Here is a 17,391-nt window from a genome sequence, read left to right on the forward strand (position 1 = left end):
ACCCTAGTCCAACTAACTTTTCGCTCAATTCCCACAAGCGCTTAGCTTTAGAATCATCCATTGCTTCATTAGAAACTTCTTGAACAAAGGACTTACGACCTTCTTTTTGTCGATTACCCCAGCTCCAGTAAACGCCGGATTTATTATAGTTAGGATCAGCAACTACTGTTGCTAGTCGATCCCCTGCTAATTCCTGGGACACATAGCCTCCAGTAATGTTTTTCTGGAACAATGGGAATAGTTTCTGGAACAGGGAATAGTGGTTGCGGAATAGAGCGGTTTCAGCAACACATCCTGGATAAAGGGAGTTGAAAACTATTCCGGTAGAGTCATGATAGCGCTGGTGCAGCTCTCGCATGGTCAGCATGTTACAGAGTTTGCTGTCCTTGTAAGCTTTCCCAGATTTAAAGGCTTTGCCATTAATCATTGAGATCGGGGGTTTGAATCCTTCTTCAAAACCCTTGAGGTCTCCCAGGTCTGGAGGTGCTGGAATCGGAATCTTTCCTCCCAATTCCTTGGGATTAGCAGTGACAGTTCCCACAATCACTAGCCTTGGCTGGGAAGAGGATGAATTCTTCAAATCCTCTAGCATCAGATTACACAGGAGGAAATGACCGAGGTGATTGGTAGCAACACTCAATTCATATCCGTCGGGATTTCGCAACGGTTCCTTTGATAATGGCAGATAGATCGCAGCATTGCACACCAAGGCATCGAGGGTTCTGCCGGTTGCTCTGAAGGCATTCACAAACTGCCGGACACTGGCAAAGCTAGCTAAGTCAATATATAGCGCTGTATAGCTGTCTTTTGGGATTCCCACCTCTTGGGCAGCTTTTTCAGCTTTATCAAGATTCCGACAAGCCATCACTACATGCCATCCCCAGGTTTGGGCAAGAGCTCTGGCCGCTTGCAAACCAACTCCCGACGAGGCTCCTGTAATAATGACCGTTGATTTATGATCGTTTTCCATTTTGTTTAAAACTGGCCTATTGATCGTAACTTTATTAGGCTCTCACACTAAGTTGCGATCAAAGATACTATCTTAGGTTACAGGTTACAGGTTGAAGGTTGAAGGTTGAAGGTTTAAGGTTGAAGGTTACAGGTTGAAGGTTTAAGGTTACAGGTTACAGGTTACAGGTTACAAGGTTGAAGGTTTAAGGTTACAGGTTGAAGGTTACAGGTTGAGGGTTACAGGTTGAAGGTTGAAGGTTACAGGTTGAAGGTTGAGGGTTACAGGTTGAGGGTTACAGGTTAAAGGTTACAGCCGGTTAACTTTAAACTGGTTAACCTACCATAGACCGAACGCCAAAGGCGAACAACCGATTAACATTCAACCTACCCTAGACCGAACGCCAAAGGCGAACAACCTTCAACCTTCAACCAATTAACCTTCAACCAATTAACCTTCAACCGATTAACCTTCAACCGATTAACCTTCAACCTGCAACCTTAAACCTTCAACCCCCTTCAACCTTCAACGGTGAAAAACCTTCAAGCTGTTGCAACTTGACCACATTACCAATGACTGCGATCGCAGGAGCAGAAAACTGTGTTTCTTCAACCTGAGCCACAATGGTCTCTAAGGTTCCAACCAGCTGTTCGGAGTCAGGTCGTGTGCCCCAGCGAATCAGCACTACTGGTGTCTGGGAATTTAATCCTGCTTCACACAATTCGGTCACAATCCGAGGCAGATTATGAACTCCCATATAAATCACAATGGTTTCTGAGCCATGAGCGATCGCATTCCAATTCACCTGAGGTCGATACTTGCCCACTGACTCATGACCGGTGACAAAGGTGACGGAAGAACTATAATCCCGATGGGTCAATGGAATTCCCAGATACGCTGGTGCTGCAATTCCTGAAGTTATCCCTGGTACCACCTCCACTGGCACCCCTGCCGCAATCAAATCCCCCATTTCCTCACCACCACGACCAAACACAAAGGGGTCTCCTCCTTTCAGCCGTACCACCACGGCATGAGAGTGAGCCTTTTCAATCAACAGCTGAGTTGTCTGTTGCTGCAACATGGAATGACGACCCCTGCGCTTTCCGGCATTAATCTGTTCCGCCTGGGGATTAATCATCTTCAACACTTGCGGACTGACTAGGGCATCATAAACTACCACATCTGCAAATTCTAATAACCCCTTTCCCTTCAAGGTCATCAATCCGGGATCTCCAGGACCTGCCCCAACCAAATACACCTTACCCAAACATTGATTGCTCACTACCTTCGCGTCCTTGATGTCTTCGTGGTTCATTTCTGCCTAATCCCATCCATAATCAAATCAATCAATGCCTCACTCACCCCAATTGGTTTTCCGAGATTCAACTGCACTTGAGGCAACCTCTGCTGTATCTCCAGTAACATTTGTGCGATCGCATCGGTAATTCTTCCCTCAAAAAGAAAATATGCCAAAATGGCAATCTTTTTTGCTCCAGAGTTTGCTATTATAGAGACCTGCTCCCAAAGGGACGGCTGTACTGACCAGTCGGCCGCCACAGCCCCCAACTGGTTAGCTACAGCCCCCGTTTCTTCTTGACCCCCAGGGCGGCTCGTTCCATGGGACAACAAAATCTTGGCATCGCCATCTAGCTTTGCCCATTGATTTCTCAACAGCCTCACCAAAGCTGGATTAGCTCCCAAATGAGGCAGTAGATGAATAACCATTTCACTACCTACGTTATGTTGCTTTATTAATTTCTGTTGCGCTAGAGATACTTGCCAAGGAATATCCTCCATGACATGTACTCCCCGCAATAGAAATAGGGGCAATAGTTTCAATTCCTTACAGCCAGCCCCTTTAGCGAGCTGAGCAAATCGGACAATTTGCTCATGTAGGGGTATATCAGCTAGTTCTAAAGTGGCTGTACCTACCAAAGGTTGACTAGAAAGACCGTTAGCTGTTAACAGATCACCGTCACCACTGCTGCCCTGTGGTGAGATTGTCGGTAAGATTGTCTCTGTAGCCTTAGCTTGCTCAGAGGCTAGTCGAATTCGCAGCAACTGAGCCAATTGTGCCATAGCCTGCTGGGGACGCAGGTCATGACTGCCGTGGGAGATTAACAGATACGCAGATGAGGGTGACAACGGTATATTGAACTACCTTGATCGAATGTGTTAATTAATACTATCTTTCCTAGAGAGACAATTTTGTATAAACTATTTCTTAAGAATGTTGCATTGTGCTAATTTCCCTGCTATTGCACCAGCATGAAGCCACCAGTCAAATCCCCCAACCCAGCGCCGTGATGGCAAATGTCCTACTGGGGCTTGGAGTTGGAACTCAAAGTCTTGATCTCGAAGATGGGAGTTGTGAAGGGGCCAGCTGATGGGATTGGCCGTAGGCCACGCTAAGCGAACGCAAAACCTATAGTAACGAAAGTTGTTAGTTATAGCGCTACGGGCTGGGAATAGGGAAGATTCCTGTTATGAGTTCCCTGTTCTGAGTTGCCTGTTCAACACTTATGGGATAATTGATCGCTCTTTATCTTACTTATTGCTGAGTTTAAAGTTCTAGTTCACATTGACTAAATACATAATTAATTGCTGAATACAGTCTCTCTAAATCAGAAATTGTATAATTGTTAATTTCTCTAGTATAGAGATTCCCTTTTAGTTTACCAAACTGCCAAAGTTGACCATTGGAAACAATTCCAAATATAGTTTGCTCAGATTGGTCATTAAGCTTTTGAATTGCGATCATTTCTGCTAAACATTGACCCCACCCCTTAATAAAATCATCCTTTTTGGCTTCTACGGCTACAAAATAAGGCTTTTCAAAAATTTGTTTGCCAAGGGGTGACCGCTTTGCTAAAATATAATCGGGTATTCCCGTGAGCTGTTGATCATAGGTTATTGGTTTATGACTCCACAGCGTAAATTTATCTCGATACTGTCTGTATACTTCTTTTAAGAGCGGAAAAATAATAGTCTCACAAATAGCATACTCTGACTCTTCAACGGTAAATTCTCGAAGACAAAACTCTAAATCTTCTTTAAACGCTTCTCTGATTACAGTGTCAGTTTCCAGGATATAATTGGCTTCAGTAGCAGTAATTGTAAATTCTTGGAGTACTTCGCCAATCGTTTTATAGGAATCAAAGGACATGAGGAAATTTAGAATTTAGAATTGGGAATTGGGAATCGGGAATCGGGAATCGGGAATCGGGAATCGGGAATTGGGAATCGGGAATCGGGAATCGGAAATTGGGAATCGGAAATTGGGAATCGGGAATCGGGATTAGCCACGATAACACAACACTCCCCATCACTCCATCACCCCATCACCCCATCACCCCATCTCCCCATCACCCCATCACCCCATCTCCCCATCACCCCATCTCCCCATCTCCCCATCTCCCCATCTCCCCACCCTCCCCATCTCCCCATCTCCCCACACTCACTACACTTCCCCCGCTACTTCTGCAAGAGGTCTAGTGTTAGCAAGTGCTGCTAAAAACTTAGCGAGTTGTGCTGGAATTTGATCGTTGACAATTTGGCGGTATTCAAGGAAATGCTCCAGATAGGCATGATCACTAAGATACCGTTTCCATACCTGAGGATTGTGCCTGAGGATAGAAAAAAGTTGACCCCAGAATTGGAAGCGGGTTTGGCGCTTGATGCCATTGCGCCAGATAATAATTAGCAGTGCCCACAAATAGATAAATTTTGGCATTACTAATTTAGGGTGATAGGATTTCGGCTTCATGTTTAAGTAGTGCCGATAAAGTCTGCCTAAATAGGATTCTGGTTTATATAATTCCCAGAAACAACTGACATATTCCTGAGCCAGTTGTTCTATCGGGCGAGTGGGGATAAAATTAGTCAGGGTTGTCTGATTGATATTTTCTTCATTGCCTTCTAGTAAACGCCCCTCTTGTTTGAGCCGATCCCAAAGGGCGGTATTTGGCAAGGCTTGTAACATAGTGACATCCTCCCGACGCTGAATCAGAGATTACAGCGCGGGCTTCTTAACCTCACAGTTAAGAGTTCCTGCGTAGCACTTATCTAGATTTAAAATCCCCGATAGTACGCTCTCAGCAGGCGGTTTCCTTTCCCCAATAGTCCTTGGGTACTTTTGAATCCCACGATTACGAATCACTTCGGCACTGGCAACATCTCGGTTATTGGAGTAGCTGCATTCTTTACAGGTATGCCAACGAATTGAAAGGTTATTATCCCACTCCGCACCACAGTTAGGGCATTGTTTTGATGTCCCCCGATGGTCTACTGTGGCAAAAAACTTTCCTCGCTTCCAACAAACCCATTTCAACAACTCTCTGAACTGACCAAAACTGGCATCTAGAGAATGCTTTCCAAGAAACCCTTTAGCCATGACTCGGTAATCAATATCCTCTACAAAAATAGAATCTGCTTGGTCACAGAGAGTATGAGCTACTTTGAGTTGCCAGTCTTGGCGAGTATTGTTAATTTTGTGGTGTAATCGTGCGATTTTAATTTGGACTTTCTCCCAATTCTTAGACCGCTTCTGTTTTCGAGACTCTCTACGTTGCAGCAATTTAAGCTCGCGTTGTAAGTCTACAAAAAACTTCTGTCTAGGAATTTTTAATCCATCTGATGTTGCCAAGAAATCAATCAATCCAACGTCTATTCCGATTGCTCGCCCAAAAGACGGTGGATCGGGAACAGAAACATCTGCTTGAATCGTTATGACAACAAACCATTTTGTTCCTCGACATCTTGACACAACTCTCACACCTTTAATCTTGAATCCATCAGGGATTTCTCGGTGTAAGTTGATGTCTACAAGTCCCATCTTGGGAAGTTTAATTTTATTTCCCTTGAGGGGATTAGCAGGAAACTGAGGAAACAAAAAGGATTGATATCGCCCATACTTTTTAAAACGTGGAAAACCTCGCCCTCTCTGTCTGAACGACTCCCAGGAATTATGTAAACGTTTGACAACGTCTTGAGTGACTTGAGAATGAACTTCCTTCAGGTCAGTTTCGGTTTTTTTCCACTGCGTTAACTGTCGTTTTTGTGACCTATAACCCGGGAATGGAATGTCTGGAGACATAATATATTCCCGTATGAGCGAACATCTATCAATCGAACACTTACGACTATTCATCCAGTCCTTTAAGTCTCGCAAACAACGGTTATAAAGTCGTCTGCAAGTTTCTAGCCAACTCAACATTAATTCCTGTTGAGCTGCATCTGGATAAATTCGGTACGTGTAGTTCATGGTTAGTGCCATGTAAAATATCTTAGCACAAGCCAGGCGAATGATAAATGTTAATTTGCATAAACCCCGTCCCGGCTATCATCCCGACACCAAATCAAAGATTATGGTGCGGGGCTTCTCGCCGGGGTAGCTAAAAACAGGATGGGGAATGGCGGTTGCTTCCACAAAATCGATAATGCGATCGCCTGCTCCTGGTTTTTCCCCATCCAAGCCAATAATAAAGCCAGCCATCACTCGCAAACCTGCCCGATTAATTTTATCAACGGCATCTCGTAAGGGTTGACGAGTGTTTTGATGTTTTTTGGTCAGGGTCAAGCTATCAGTATTTGGTGTTTCAATTCCCACAAACACTGAACTAAAATTGGCAGCAATCATCAACTCCAACAGTTCATCATCCTCGGCCAAATTCAAGGAAGCTTCTGTGGACAAAGGAAAGGGGTAACCATGCTCTGCCATCCAGGGAGCTAGTTCCTGCAACAGAAGCTTAACATGGCGTTTATTGCCAATAAAATTATCATCAACTATAAATACAGGAAGCCGCAAACCCAAAATATAGAGGGTTTCCAATTCAGCCAATACTTGAGCAGGGGTTTTGGTGCGCGGTTTACGGCCATATCGCACAGAGATGTCACAGAATTCGCACTCGAAAGGACAACCACGGGAAAACTGTACCGACATCTCGCTTTGACACTCCCCGGTCATGAGACGCGGGGATTCTTGGCTCAATGACTCGACTTGCTCAACCAGGCCGGAGCCAAGAAGAGTAGAGGTCAAATCTCCCCAAGCGTTTTGGTTTAATACCAGGGTTCCGGTGTGCCCCACCGTACCTAAAATAGTTAACAAATTTAAGTTAACAAATTTAGATAACAAATCTAGATGAACATTTTTTTGATCTTAGACTTTCATAGACGTCCAAATCGTTAGACTTGATTGTGCAACATGATTATCTCAAAACAGGTTTTTTACACTGTCTACTTATTCAAGATCATGTTTATCTAGAACATTAATTGTTTTTTTGTTATGTTTTTATCTTAACACGGTGCGATCAAACTGTCAATACATAGATGCTCCTTTGGAGCCTTCAGTTGCGAACAAAAAAAAGCCGTCCTGTAAGGACGGGGCGCGATTACCCAAATTTTTTGGTAAATCGTAGCGGGGAATTGGTGTCTTGGTGACATCTGCCCTTTCGCCATGAGCACGGAATACTCCCGAGGTTTCTCCAAAAGCCAGTGCCTCCACAAATCTCGGTAGGGTAATCTCACCTTCATCTAAAATCAGAAAGTCTACTCCTGCTTCTTGAGCTTCCTCTGCTATAGACGTGACATAATGACCACCAACGGCTACCAATTTGCCCCGCCGTTTCCCCTCCCCAATCAGGTGGAGCAGATCAGGTTTCTGGACAATCATACCGGAAACGATCACCACATCTGCCCATTCCCAGTCAGCGTCAGTTTCTAAACGAACATTACGGTCTACTAAGCGGAATTCCCAGGTTTGAGGAAGAATAGCTGCTACAGTAATCAGACCCATAGGGGGTTGAGCAACTTTGCAGCCGATTAGTTCTATGGCTTTATCAAAAGACCAATAGGATTTCGTGAACAGAGGAGACAGGAGTAAAACTCTCACGTTTGATGTTGAAATCAAGAATAGTACAATACTACAGCAGTTCTCAATTTAGGGAATCGGGAATCGGGAATCGGGAATCGGGAGTAGGGAATCGGGAGTAGGGAATCGGGAATCGGGAATCGGGAGTAGGGAGTAGGCAATCGGGAGTAGGGAGTAGGGAAAAAATCTTGTGTACTTTATTACTATCAGAACCGTTATAAATTCTTGTGTTCAACCTTCAACCTCGAACCTTCAACCTTCAACCTCGAACCTTCAACCTTCAACCTCGAACCTTCAACCTCGAACCTTCAACCTTAAACCTTCAACCTCGAACCTTCAACCAACCAAAGTCCTAGTTATCTTAAAACCTGACTAACCATGCGTTTACTATGCCTGAGCAATGGTCATGGAGAGGATGTGATTGCTGTCGAGATTCTACAGGAATTACAACATTACTCGACTTGTCCAGAACTAGCCGCGTTACCCTTAGTTGGGCAAGGAAAGGCTTATGTGCCATTAGATATCCCCATTATCGGCTCCGTTGAGCAGATGCCATCGGGTGGATTTATCTATATGTCCCAACAGCAAGTGTGGCGTGATGTGCAGGGAGGCTTAGTGCAATTGATTTGGTCCCAATTAAAAGCAATTCGCCGTTGGGCTAAATCAGGGGACTTTATCCTAGCAGTAGGAGATATCGTACCACTGTTGTTTGCCTGGTGGAGTGGTTTACCCTATGGCTTTGTTGGTACTGCCAAATCCGAATACTATTTGCGGGATGAATCGGGATGGTTAGCCAATCGACCCCGTTGGGAAGGGTGGTCAGGCTCGGTTTATTTGCCTTGGGAGCGTTGGCTGATGTCTAATCGCCGTTGCTTAGGGGTTTTTCCTAGAGATACCCTGACCACAGAGATCTTGAAGCAGTGGTCTATCCCAGCTTTTGATCTGGGTAATCCGATGATGGATGGGATTTATCCAAACTATCCAGCACCGATGGTTTATGACAAAGATGCAGAATTGAAGGAAACTAAGCGTACCCTAACCATTACCTTACTACCGGGTTCGAGAATACCCGAGGCTTATCACAATTGGGATCAAATCATCTTGGCAGCATCAGGGTTACTGGATACTTTTGCTTCGCGATCGCTTTTATTTCTCGCTGCCATTGCTCCAGGATTAAGCCAAGATCCTTTACGGGAGGTTTTAGTCGCTCATAGTTGGAGTGAGGTCACCCTGGCATCCCATCCATTCAATCTCCAGCTCAAGGACAAACAAGCTTTGGCCTTTACCAAGCAAAATGGCACTCTGATTTTAACCCAGAACGACTATAACCTCTGCCTGCTCCAAGGGGATTTCTGTATCGCCATGGCAGGCACAGCCACAGAGCAATTTGTCGGGTTAGGAAAACCAGCCATTGCCATGCCAGGAGTTGGTCCCCAATATACCCCTGCTTTTGCCGAAGCCCAAACTCGCTTGTTAGGTCCATCGTTAGTAATAGCACAGCAACCAGAATTTGTAGCAAGCATAGCCCAACAGTTATTGCAGAACCCAGACAAGTTACAGCTAATAGCAGAAAATGGTCAGCGACGCCTTGGTCAACCAGGGGCAGCAGCTCGGATTGCTAAGTGTTTAATGGAAAAGATTAATTCTTAAGGATTAATTATTAATTATAGCGTTTCTCATAGTAATGAGGTACAAACTATTTTTTTCAATTCCCTAGTCCCGGTTTCCTTCAAAAAAGATGCTATGCTATAAAATTTATCACCAATTATAGATATAGTTAACAATATATAAGCAATTTTTAATTAGTGCAGAAGTCGGAAACTTTGGCTCTGTAAAATTCGCAGCAGCAGCAGCAGGGAATAAAAATTGACGAAACCATTATCACAAAAGCGATGGCTCCCGGTCTATACTGGGCTTTTAACAAAATTTAACATTTTTTTATACCATGAAAAGTAATTCTTACGATACTATGGCTAAGTGGAAAACTTAGGAGGCAAGGAAATGAACGATCAAAGATGGATTACTCTAGGTAGGTTTTCGCCCTTGCTGAATCTCTGGGAATTAGACCTACTGAGTTGTTAGCTCGTAAGGCAGTCGATGATTAGTGTAAAACTCATCCCGTTGGCTGAATAAGTTGTTAGTAAGTAAATACAGAGAATGACCCAAGTCTATACCAAAGATTTTGAAATCCAATGCCCTCCCCCACAGCGCACCTGGAGAGAAATTTCCCAAAAAATTGCTGCGCTTCCCTTACCAGGTGTTCCCATTCGCTTGATTTTAACCAAGGTTGAAGGAGACACACTCACCTTTGAATCCAGCTTTATCGATACAGACAGAGAGCCGGTTTGGTCATCGTTACTAGACATTAATATTCGTCAACGGGTTTCTAACCAACCGTTTGTCGCAGTTAGTATTATTCCCACAGGAGTCAGAGCAGAAATTGGTGGTTTTGCCGGAGATGCTACTCCCAGTACCAATCTGTTAGCGACCGCTTGTGACTATCTGGTCACTAATCCCAATGCCGTTACTGCGTCGGATATCTATTTCGGTCAGGATAATGTTCTTTATCTGGAAGGTAATCTGATTTGTCAGTTACTCCTGGGTAATATTGGAGTGATTCCAGAAAAGCGCAAAAACATTGCAGCAATTATAGAAAAGCCAAGAGATGAGCGATTTTTAAACAATGTGATTAATGCGCTCAATGGCTTGCGCGCTGTAGGGGGAATTAATATCGACCCTGTAGTTGTAACGGGTGGCCCAGTAGAAACCGCCTGTACCTATTCCCAGTATGGTAATGCTTCCGGGGAATTTAAAGGTATGGACGAATTGATGAAGGCTCTAGATGTGGTGGAAAATTCTTCCGCTAGGGCAGTGGCTTTAATGACCACTTTGGAAGTAGACGATAAAATTCGTCAAGCTTACTACCGAGGGGAATCTATCCCCAATCCTTGGGGCGGTGCGGAAGCAATTATGACCCACATGCTCACTAATTTCTATCCCTTTACTGCTGCCCATGCTCCCTTATTATTAGAGTGGGAACATACGGGATTTGGGAAATTAGTAGACCCTAGGGATGGAGCAGAATTAATTTCCAGTGCCTATGTTTGTTCGCCCCTCAATGGTTTAATCAATTCTCCCCGTCCGGTAAGGTTTGATACTCCCGTAGCAGCAGGGGAAACCAGGATATCGGTAGAGAATGTCTCGGCGGTGGTAATGCCAGAAACAACCGTGGGAAATATTCCGTTCTTAGCATCTTTAGACCAAGGTGTGCCGGTAATCTTAGTTAAAGATAATACCACTAAGTACGATATTACTCCTGAAAGATTGCAAATCGAAACTCAGGGCAACCCGATATATCGTGTCAATAGCTACATGGAGGCGGCGGGATTGCTATTAGCCTTACGTAATGGTATTGCAGTTGAAAGTACAATTCGTCCGATCCCACAACTTCAGCCGATTTTTCTGTAATTAAATTTAAGTATAATATGAAAAAAACAAGGCATTTAACTAAAGAGCAAATTGCCGAATATCATAGTAATGGTTTCATTATTGTACCCAATTTATTTGACTTAGAAGAAATCCAACCATTGTATACAGCTTGTGAAAAATATCCAGACATATGGGCAGCAGAATCGTATTACAAAAACAGTGATGGAAGCTCAAACAGCTTTGTGTGTTACTCTCATCTAAGTGATTCACTGCTAGGAGTTTTTCCTCGCATAGCTAGAATGGTAGATTCGGTTGAAGCTATTTTAGGTGAAGAATCCTATCATTTTCACTCCAAACTGGTGAGGAAAAAAGCTTACAGCAAATCTAATCTTGATTGGCATCAGGACTATGGAACTTGGTATCACTATGGCTGTATATTTCCCGATCTGATTACTTGTGGTATTGCAATCACGGACATTACTAGAGAGAATGGTTGTATGCAAGTGGTCAAAAAATCTCATTTGTTGGGACTTTTGAAGCATATGAGACTTGGCGATTCAGAGGTAACCGATCCTGAAAGAATTCAAAAAGTTTTGGATAAATTAGAGATTGTTTTTTGCGAAATGAAAGCTGGAGATGCTTTATTTTTCCATGCTAATTTACTGCATCGTTCTACTCCAAACTATACTAACAAAATGCGAATCATTTTCCATTGTACTTATAACAGGATGTCAAACGAACCCTACAAGGAAGAGTGGAAGGCACATCACAGTTATCAACCATTGAACAAGTTATCTGATTTGGCGATTAGAGAAGGTCACTACAATGGCATCTTTAATCAACAAGATTTCTTCCAAGCAGAAAATGAAGAAGATAAAGGAATTGGCTTAGCTTATAGCAAGTTTTGAGGATGCTCAATAACTATGAGACAACAATATTACCCCCGAAAAATTCCTAAACTATGACTCAAGCATCTTCTGCTTATAAGCTAATCGCATCTCATAATCAGAGGCTTTAAATAACCACTTGCACCCAGTATGGTCAAATCTAACTTAACCGAGCAAGAAAGTCTAGAGAATAAGCGGTTCGTCAAAATCTCCGATCGAGAAGATAGAGGTGATATTCCCCAGTCAGCTTGGAGACCTCTGACTGACAACTATCATTTACAAACCTGGAAAGGGATACAGATGGACAAAAGTCCTCTGGAAATTGCCATTTATCCTATGCTGATATACGAACTCCAGCCTAAAAGTATCATTGAACTTGGTGCATCTACAGGAGGAAGTGCAGTATGGTTAGCAGATCAGTTGGAATTGTTAGGCATTAACGGAAGTGTCTACTCTGTTGATATCGATTTATCCTTACTTGATGAAAAAGCCAAAGCTAATCCCAAGATAAAATTTTTGGAAGGCGATTGTCACCAGATCGATATGGTTTTATCGACCGCACTACTTTCTACACTTGCTCATCCTTGGTTAATCGTAGAAGATGCTCATGTTAATTTAGTGGGTCTCCTAAACTATTTTCATAATAATGGCTTACAAAGTGGAGATTATCTAATTGTTGAAGACACAAATAAAGCTATGTGGGAAGAGTGGTCTGATTGGGAAGATCGAGAATTTATTGAACAGATGAAACGCAAGCTATTTTCACTAAAAAACTGGCTTATGAAGCATCAAGATGAATACTTAATTGATACTTACTACCAGGATATGTTTGGTTATAACGGTTCTAAAAATTGGAATTCGATGCTTAAAAAAATCTAGATGGAAACTTACGCCAGCCAATCTATAGCAACTCTCTATGCCATGGGGTACAAAGGGATCCCCCTAAATCCCCCTTATCAAGGGGGACTTTGAGGTTGATCAGCGTACCTCATAAATCCTAGAAACGCTATATATAAAATTTAAACTCTCATCTCAAACAAAAAACAATCTATATACAATATGTATAAACTAACTGAGGCTCAGATTCAAAGTTTTCATAAAAAAGGATGGCTTGGACCTCTTGATACGTTCTCTTCTACAGAAGTTGAGTTGGTAGGCAAACAACTGAGGGAAATTAGTCAAGTAAAAGAAATAGAAGGCTTTGAAGTCGTAAGTTTTTATAACAAGTATATGGATTGCTACACACCTCGCGATCATCATTTTGCTTGTGAATCTGTCACTAAGTTGTTTGCTGACAAAAGAATTATACAACGGCTAAATCAACTAGGTAAAACTGATTTATTACTATGGAGAACGAATATTTTTCATCGTATGCCCGGACAGGCAGGAATCGGTTGGCATCAAGCCTTCGATTACTACGGATTTGACGTTGACGAGACTAAAAGAAGAGATCTCGATTTTCCCAAAGATGAAGATATATTAGACTTAGTAGTGTGGGTAGCCATTGAAGATGTAACGCCGGAAATTGGTACTTTACGATTTGCTAATGGCTCATACAACACAAGATTTAAAATTATTAAAACACCTGTTGACCAAGGTACATATCCCGAACAGAAGTATTACGTTTCTGGAAATCAGAGCAAATCATACGCAAAATCCTATGACTTTAATGAAGATGAATGGGAAATAGAAACTTTGCCTGAAATAAAAGCGGGTCAGATTGTAATTTTTACTGAACGAGTAATGCACAGTGCGCCTGCTAATTTGTCACAGCAAGAGCGATTTGCTATTAATGGACGCTACATTTATCCCCGTGTCACAGTTTATCCAGACCGACTAGCTGGCGATTACATTGACAACTATGGTCGAGATATCAGTAACCACTTTTGCGTGTTAGTCTCTGGGAAAGATAATTTTGGGGTTAATGTAGTGAAAGAGGGGAAACCTATGAACCAGACATAATGTTTGGGAGTATGTTTTTTGTCAATTTTTAATTGTTGTAGGTATATAAGAATGCCAAAGGATATTTACACGATATTTAGTGAGTTAGCTACCTTAAAGCAAGACTTATTTAAGTCTTATTTTGAAGATCAAGAAATCAAAGAATTTTTTTTGGGTGAAGAAATAGCATACGACTTTTTTTTCTACCCAGCAATATTTAGAAAATATCAAATTAAACCTCGGGGGGCACTCTATTTTGGTGGGCATAAAGGCGAACTACTTTTGCAGTTTATCTTAGTGGGATTTACTGATATAATTATAGTCGAGCCAGTACCTGAGTTATTTGAACAGTTGCAAGTAAAAATTGAACAGATCCACCGTTTGTTGAACTGCTACGGAGATCTTATTAACGACAAACCAATTAGCTCAATAGAAGCAGTCCAATGTGCAGTCAGCAATGAGAATGGCTCAGCGGAATTTCATGTTACATCAAACTCATACATAGGGTCGCTGTTTAAGCCAAATGCTAAAGTCTTTGAAGAACAAGAAATATTCACAGATGCAACAGTAAATAAACGCATCATCGTTCCAACCAGAACAGTCGATAGCATTATCAAACAGTCTTCCAAGAATTTCTCTGATTTCAATTTCTTATATCTAAACACTCAAGGGGCTGAATTGCAGGCTTTAGAATCAGCGGAAAAAACTCTAGCTCACATTGACTGTATCTATCTAGAAAAAGATATTGCCCCTCGTTACGAAAACTTGAATTCTGTAGAAGAAATAGACCGTTTCATCTTAGAGCGCAATTTTGTCAAGGAATGGGAATACCTTGATGAAAGGTGGGGTGTAGCTTTTAGTTTTTATGTCAAGACTAAAACATAATAAATTGAGACTCAACGCCACCCGATATATCGTGTCAATTTAAGCAAATCTTAAATTAATACTCGACTAACATGAATCAACCTTCTTCTGCTTATCAGGCCATTACATCCCATAATCAGAATATTCAGGTCAGCCTTTATACTCCCGCCCACCAAGGAATTGCTCAAAATAGCGTACGCCTGAGTGAAGAAATCTATCAATATGATGTAGCGTTCCTCACTCGCCCTCGCACTGAGAGCATCGAAAAACATTTCTCTGAAATGTATGGCACTAAACATACCTTTTGGCTAACTGGGGGCGGGACTCAAGGGGTTTTAACGGCTTGTGCTTTATTGGGTACTCAGTACAAACGAGTGGCGATCGCTCTTAACAGTCATATTGCCACCATAAACGGCATCATTTTAGCAGGATTAGAACCCTATTTTATTCCTTCTGTGTCTTTGATGCCCACTACCTCCGAAGTTATTTCCGCATTAGAAACCAGTGGCGTATCGGCTTTGTTACTAACTCATCCGAGTTATGAAGGTGTAACTGTGGATCTGGCATTGATAGCTGATTACTGTCGCGATAGCGATATTGCTTTAGCAGTAGATGAAGCCCACGGTAGTCATTTTCCCTTTCTCGACGAACAATGGCAATCAGCGATCGCATTTAAGGCAGATATCGTCACCCATAGTATGCACAAATATACTGGGAGTTTGGTACAGACGGCTTTATTGCATTTACCCACTGACTCTAGGTTTAGTATTGAACAAGTTATGGGGGTGATGCCTTTATTTGAAACCACTACCCGCAGTAACCTGTTAATGCTGAGTATTGAAGATGCGATTAAGAAGGGGTATTCTGAGGAAGGTCAAGCTTTATTTTGGCAAGCTATTGGTGAATGCGATCGCCTGCGCAGTCAATTGGATAATTACGGCAAGGTGTTAACGTATGATGCCCAAGTTAGCGATCCTCTGAAAATCTATTTAAAAAGCGATCGCACTACAGGGGAAGAGTTAGCAGAGCTGTTGTACGAAAGCGGGATTGATGGGGAATTTGCTGGTGAGGAGGGATTGTTATTAATTTTCTCTTTCCATCACAATCAACAAGATTTCCAATTTATGAGAGAAACCTTAGCAGCCATTGTGCCGATTCTGAGGGAAAAAGCACCAAAAGATACTTTACCTGACAGTTACTTTTGCCGTCGTCCTCAAATGAGGACTTTACCTAAAGATGCTTTCTTTAGCCGGAAAGAAAAGTTACCCATTGGGCAAGCATTAGGTAAAATTAGCAGTTGCTGTATCAAGAAAGTTCCCCCAGGGAGTCCAATTTTGATACCAGGAGAAGAAGTTACTCAGTGGCACCTGCAACGTTTATCTCCTGATACTGTTGTTGAATTAGTTATGGAGTGATTAAAGATGGTCGAAGAACAAGCCAACGATTTTTTAGAAGCAAGACCTTGGTTATCTGGGATTTGTGATAGCCAAAGTACTGAGGAATTAAAAAGTAAGTACGATAGTTGGGCGAATACTTACGATGCAGATATAAAAGAAGATTGGTCTTTTATGCCTGCTAACATAGCACAGACATTAAGCAAACTGCTTCCTAAGAAAGATGCCACAATTCTAGATGCTGGTGCTGGGACAGGGTTAGTGGGTGAAGCCTTATACCAAAAGGGATATACTAATCTTATTGCTGCGGATTTGTCAGAAAAAATGCTGGCGATCGCTAAAGAGAGACAAGTCTACAAGGCTCTCCATCAGTGTAATTTAGAAGATTCTCAAATTTTTAGTAATTCAGTAACTTTTGATGCTATTATTGCTGCAGGGGTTTTTGCTTATGCTCATGCTGGGGTTGAGGTATTAAACAATCTATTCGGTCTTTTAAAAGAGGAGGGAATTTTTTTGTTGACGATACGGGAAGACTATCGCCGTGAAATGCAGACAGCCTTAGAGCAATTACCGTGGACACTAGTTAGTGAAGAGGGTTTTCCGATATATGAAGAAGCCAAATTGATGTATCTTATGGCTTTTAAAAAGAAGGAGTGATCGCTAAGTTATTTGAAGTTAATTTACTTATTTCACACTTTCCTTATACACACTCCTACCTACAAGCTCCATCTGTGAAGTACAATTTATACAAATTTAGATAAGCTTACCCTGTAACTTATAGTTGTTGATTTCAATTAAAATACCATGAATAATATGAATCAATCAGAATTAAAACTTGGCTTAGAAAAACTAAAGCAAGATTGGGAACCAAAACTGAGGGGGTGACGAAATGAGCTAAAACGCAGATTCTATAAGCGACCTAGCCCTTAAACCGCGTTGATAATACTTTCGTTTATTAGGATTTAATTTCATTAATTCGGTTACTAATTTTAGACAAACATCCTTAAAATTCATCCAGGTTTGACCATACAAACCAACGTAAAAACTGCTATGCCTCCG

At 42.1% G+C, this 17,391-nt stretch carries 17 protein-coding genes and 3 pseudogenes; 9 read left to right on the plus strand and 11 right to left on the minus strand.

Annotation, left to right across the window (positions count from 1 at the left end; genetic code table 11):
* The 10 genes and pseudogenes from F6K51_RS30520 to F6K51_RS30565 form a co-directional block, all read right to left on the minus strand.
* A partial coding sequence (locus tag F6K51_RS30520; protein WP_293027564.1) for a protochlorophyllide reductase occupies positions 1–970 on the minus strand: 970 nt, incomplete at its 3' end.
* 487 nt (positions 971–1,457) lie between these two features.
* A complete protein-coding gene (gene cobA / locus F6K51_RS30525) occupies positions 1,458–2,264 on the minus strand; it encodes a uroporphyrinogen-III C-methyltransferase (protein WP_293027567.1) in 807 nt (268 codons plus the stop codon).
* On the minus strand, positions 2,261–3,094 hold the full coding sequence (locus tag F6K51_RS30530) for a CbiX/SirB N-terminal domain-containing protein (protein WP_293027570.1): 834 nt from the start codon (positions 3,092–3,094) through the stop codon (positions 2,261–2,263). Before F6K51_RS30530 ends, cobA begins: the two co-directional genes overlap by 4 nt.
* A gap of 418 nt (positions 3,095–3,512) precedes the next feature.
* A complete protein-coding gene (locus F6K51_RS30535; RefSeq protein ID WP_293027573.1) occupies positions 3,513–4,115 on the minus strand; it encodes a hypothetical protein in 603 nt (200 codons plus the stop codon).
* A complete protein-coding gene (locus F6K51_RS30540) occupies positions 4,105–4,275 on the minus strand; it encodes a hypothetical protein (protein ID WP_293027576.1) in 171 nt (56 codons plus the stop codon). The genes F6K51_RS30535 and F6K51_RS30540 overlap by 11 nt, the downstream gene beginning before the upstream one ends.
* Before the next feature lie 134 nt (positions 4,276–4,409).
* Positions 4,410–4,931, minus strand: coding sequence for a DUF4070 domain-containing protein (locus F6K51_RS30545; RefSeq protein ID WP_293027579.1), 522 nt, complete (start codon positions 4,929–4,931; stop codon positions 4,410–4,412).
* 30 nt (positions 4,932–4,961) lie between these two features.
* Positions 4,962–6,212 (minus strand): RNA-guided endonuclease TnpB family protein, encoded by a 1,251-nt coding sequence (locus F6K51_RS30550; RefSeq protein ID WP_075906557.1) that lies wholly within the window; start codon positions 6,210–6,212, stop codon positions 4,962–4,964.
* A gap of 129 nt (positions 6,213–6,341) precedes the next feature.
* Positions 6,342–6,890, minus strand: a pseudogene (locus F6K51_RS30555) (radical SAM protein); the annotation flags it as partial.
* A gap of 465 nt (positions 6,891–7,355) precedes the next feature.
* Positions 7,356–7,838, minus strand: a pseudogene (locus tag F6K51_RS30560) (cobalamin-dependent protein); the annotation flags it as partial.
* Between the two features lie 43 nt (positions 7,839–7,881).
* Positions 7,882–8,052 carry a hypothetical protein gene (locus F6K51_RS30565; RefSeq protein WP_293027582.1) on the minus strand — a complete coding sequence of 57 codons (171 nt, stop codon included), beginning with the start codon at positions 8,050–8,052 and terminating at the stop codon, positions 7,882–7,884.
* On the opposite strand from F6K51_RS30565, the gene F6K51_RS30570 reads away from it, so the two are divergent.
* From F6K51_RS30570 to F6K51_RS30610, 9 genes are all read left to right on the plus strand, one after another.
* The gene (locus F6K51_RS30570) at positions 8,045–8,173 is read left to right on the plus strand and encodes a hypothetical protein (RefSeq protein ID WP_293027584.1); all 129 of its coding nucleotides are present in this window, start codon (positions 8,045–8,047) and stop codon (positions 8,171–8,173) included. The genes F6K51_RS30565 and F6K51_RS30570 overlap by 8 nt on opposite strands.
* Positions 8,174–8,195: 22 nt before the next feature.
* Entirely contained in the window at positions 8,196–9,467 is a 1,272-nt protein-coding gene (locus F6K51_RS30575; protein WP_293027586.1) for a lipid-A-disaccharide synthase-related protein, read from the plus strand.
* 507 nt (positions 9,468–9,974) lie between these two features.
* Positions 9,975–11,285, plus strand: a complete 1,311-nt coding sequence (locus F6K51_RS30580) for a DUF3326 domain-containing protein (RefSeq protein WP_293027589.1) — start codon at positions 9,975–9,977, stop codon at positions 11,283–11,285.
* Between the two features lie 17 nt (positions 11,286–11,302).
* Positions 11,303–12,154, plus strand: a complete 852-nt coding sequence (locus F6K51_RS30585) for a phytanoyl-CoA dioxygenase family protein (RefSeq protein WP_293027592.1) — start codon at positions 11,303–11,305, stop codon at positions 12,152–12,154.
* Between the two features lie 129 nt (positions 12,155–12,283).
* Positions 12,284–13,012, plus strand: coding sequence for a CmcI family methyltransferase (locus F6K51_RS30590; protein ID WP_293027594.1), 729 nt, complete (start codon positions 12,284–12,286; stop codon positions 13,010–13,012).
* A 180-nt stretch (positions 13,013–13,192) separates the two neighbouring features.
* Positions 13,193–14,095 carry a phytanoyl-CoA dioxygenase family protein gene (locus F6K51_RS30595; RefSeq protein ID WP_293027597.1) on the plus strand — a complete coding sequence of 301 codons (903 nt, stop codon included), beginning with the start codon at positions 13,193–13,195 and terminating at the stop codon, positions 14,093–14,095.
* A 51-nt stretch (positions 14,096–14,146) separates the two neighbouring features.
* Positions 14,147–14,959 (plus strand): FkbM family methyltransferase, encoded by an 813-nt coding sequence (locus F6K51_RS30600; protein WP_293027600.1) that lies wholly within the window; start codon positions 14,147–14,149, stop codon positions 14,957–14,959.
* A 71-nt stretch (positions 14,960–15,030) separates the two neighbouring features.
* Entirely contained in the window at positions 15,031–16,353 is a 1,323-nt protein-coding gene (locus tag F6K51_RS30605; RefSeq protein ID WP_293027603.1) for a DegT/DnrJ/EryC1/StrS family aminotransferase, read from the plus strand.
* A 6-nt stretch (positions 16,354–16,359) separates the two neighbouring features.
* On the plus strand, positions 16,360–16,989 hold the full coding sequence (locus tag F6K51_RS30610) for a class I SAM-dependent methyltransferase (RefSeq protein ID WP_293027606.1): 630 nt from the start codon (positions 16,360–16,362) through the stop codon (positions 16,987–16,989).
* Positions 16,990–17,226: 237 nt separating this feature from the next.
* Here the strand turns inward: F6K51_RS30610 and F6K51_RS30615 are convergent.
* Positions 17,227–17,391 (minus strand): annotated as a pseudogene (locus F6K51_RS30615) (IS4 family transposase); the annotation flags it as partial.

This window comes from Moorena sp. SIO3I8, assembly GCF_010692325.1.
GTDB lineage: Bacteria > Cyanobacteriota > Cyanobacteriia > Cyanobacteriales > Coleofasciculaceae > Moorena.